A 2,305-nucleotide genomic window follows, 5' to 3' on the forward strand; every position below is an offset into this window, starting at 1 on the left:
CGAGGTTGGAGACGAGGCCGTCGTTGATGCCGAACACGGCTGCGCGGAACGACCCGGCGAGGCGCTGGCGTCCGCGGCTCGATCCCATCGTCGTCACGATTGCGCTGCGGCAGGCAGCCCGATCGGGGGCACGGCTGGCGATTCCCGGTGACCCCGACTGGCCGGCCGGGCTTGAGGACCTCGGGGTACACGCCCCGCTCGCCCTCTGGTGGCGCGGCCCTGCACATGCCCTCGGCGCGTTCGCCCAGTCGATCGCCCTCGTCGGCGCCCGGGCTGCTACCCGATACGGCGAGCATGTCGCGATGGAAGCCTCTGCCGGCCTCGTCGACCGCGGATTCGCGATCGTCAGCGGCGCGGCGTACGGGATCGACGGGATGGCGCACAAAGCGGCACTCGCGAGCCGTGGTCGAACCGTGGCGTTTCTCGCCGGGGGAGTGGACCGGCCATATCCGAGCGGGCACGTCGACCTCCTCGAACGGATCGCCGGGGAGGGGGCCGTCATTTCCGAGCTCCCGTGCGGGGCCGCGCCCACCAAGTGGCGGTTCCTGCAACGGAACCGGCTGATTGCGGCGACCAGCCTGGCCACCATCGTCCTGGAGGCCGGGTGGCGCTCCGGATCGCTCAACACCGCCGGGCACGCGGCCACCCTCGGGCGGCCGCTCGGCGCCGTACCCGGCCCGGTCACGTCACCGGCCTCGGCCGGGTGTCACCGGCTGATCCGCGAGTACGACGCCGTCTGCGTGACGACGGCCGCCGAAATGGCGGAACTCGTCGCGGAGCACCTGGTCCAGGTGACACTGGACTTCCCCGAATCGGAACTCGGGCTCGAGGGTTCCGGGCGCACAAGCGAACAGGTGCGGGTCTTCGACGCCCTGAGCGGGCGGTCCCCGCGTGGGATCGGCGACCTCGCCCGCCGCGCGGGCCTCTCCACCATGTCCGTGAGCGCCGCCCTCGGCGCCCTCGGGCTCGAAGGCGCCGCGCGCGAGCGAGAGACCGGCTGGGTGCGGAACGCCTGAGCCAGGCTCGGCCTGCCGCGAAACCGTCAGCCCTGGTACAGGCCCCCAGGCGTCTCCTCGCCGTCGTGGCCTGCGGCCTCGCACGCCCGCCGCACAGCCGCGAGGGAGTCGGCGACATCGGCGGCATCCGTCGACCAGTTGCTGACCGAGATGCGCAGCACCTCGCGCCCGCGCCAGACGGAACCGGACATCCACGTGGTGCCCTGGCCGAGCAACAGCTCCGTCACCCGCCGGGTGCGGGCATCGCTTCCGAAGCTCACGCACACCTGGGTGAAGACCACGTCGTTGACGACCTCGGCGCCGGGAATGCGCGCGAGGCCCTCGGCAAGCGAGCGGGCGTGACCGGCCAGGCGCTCGACGAGGTCGATCGTGCCGGATCGCCCGAGCGAGCGCAGTGCCGCCCACACCGGGATGCCCCGTGCCCGGCGGGAGAGCTCCGGCACCTTCTCGAAGGGGTCGCCCGGACCCTCCGTCGCCGGTTTCAGTAGATAGCTCGTGTGCACGCCGAACACGGACCGGACAGTCGCCGGTTTCTCGACGATCGCGATCCCGCAGTCATAGGGCACATTGAGCGTCTTGTGCGCGTCGGTCGCCCAGGAGTCGGCTCCCTCGACGCCGGCCACGAGCCCGCGGTACTTCGGGCTCGCCGCGGCCCAGAGGCCGAACGCGCCGTCCACGTGCACCCAGGCGTGGTGTTCCCGCGCCACCCGGATTGCCGTCGTCATCGGATCGAAGGCACCGGAGTGCAGGTTCCCCGCCTGCAGGCAGACGATGGCCGGACCCTCGCCGTCCTGCATCGCAGCCGCGAGGGCACGGGGATCAAGTCGGCCCTGCTCATCGGCCGCTACGGCGACGGGTTCGCCGAGGCCGAGGTACCGGAGTGCGAGGTCGATCACCGCGTGCCGCTCCTCGCCCACGAACACCCGCACGCGGGGCGAACCGGAAAGTCCGTCCTTGCTGAGATTCCAGCCCACCCGCTCGAGCACTGACTGGCGCCCGGCTGCGAGCCCGACGAAATTGGCCATCGTCGCCCCGGTGGTGAATCCGACATCCGAACCGGACGGCAGCCCGAGCAGGTCGAGCACCCACGCTCCGGCGGCCTCCTCGGCCGCGGCAGTGGCCGGCGTCGCGAAGCGCATGGCGGCATTCTGGTCCCAGGCGCTGACGAGCCAGTCTGCCGCCAGCGCTGCCGGGAGGGTGCCGCCGATCACCCAGCCGAAGAACCGACCAGACGGCATGGCCATCAGCCCGGGTTCGGCGAGGGCGGCCAGCTCGTCGACCACGGATGC

Annotated in this window: 2 protein-coding genes; one reads left to right on the forward strand and one right to left on the reverse strand. The window is 72.1% G+C overall.

What is annotated here, in order from left to right; genetic code table 11:
• The first annotated feature begins 140 nt into the window (after positions 1-140).
• On the forward strand, positions 141-1,016 hold the full coding sequence (dprA, locus tag QN345_RS18050; RefSeq protein ID WP_323509015.1) for a DNA-processing protein DprA: 876 nt from the start codon (positions 141-143) through the stop codon (positions 1,014-1,016).
• 26 nt (positions 1,017-1,042) lie between these two features.
• Here the strand turns inward: dprA and QN345_RS18055 are convergent.
• A partial coding sequence (locus tag QN345_RS18055; RefSeq protein WP_323509014.1) for a pyridoxal phosphate-dependent decarboxylase family protein occupies positions 1,043-2,305 on the reverse strand: 1,263 nt, incomplete at its 5' end.

Source organism: Cryobacterium sp. 10I1, from assembly GCF_035019805.1.
GTDB classification, from domain to species: domain Bacteria; phylum Actinomycetota; class Actinomycetes; order Actinomycetales; family Microbacteriaceae; genus Cryobacterium; species Cryobacterium glucosi.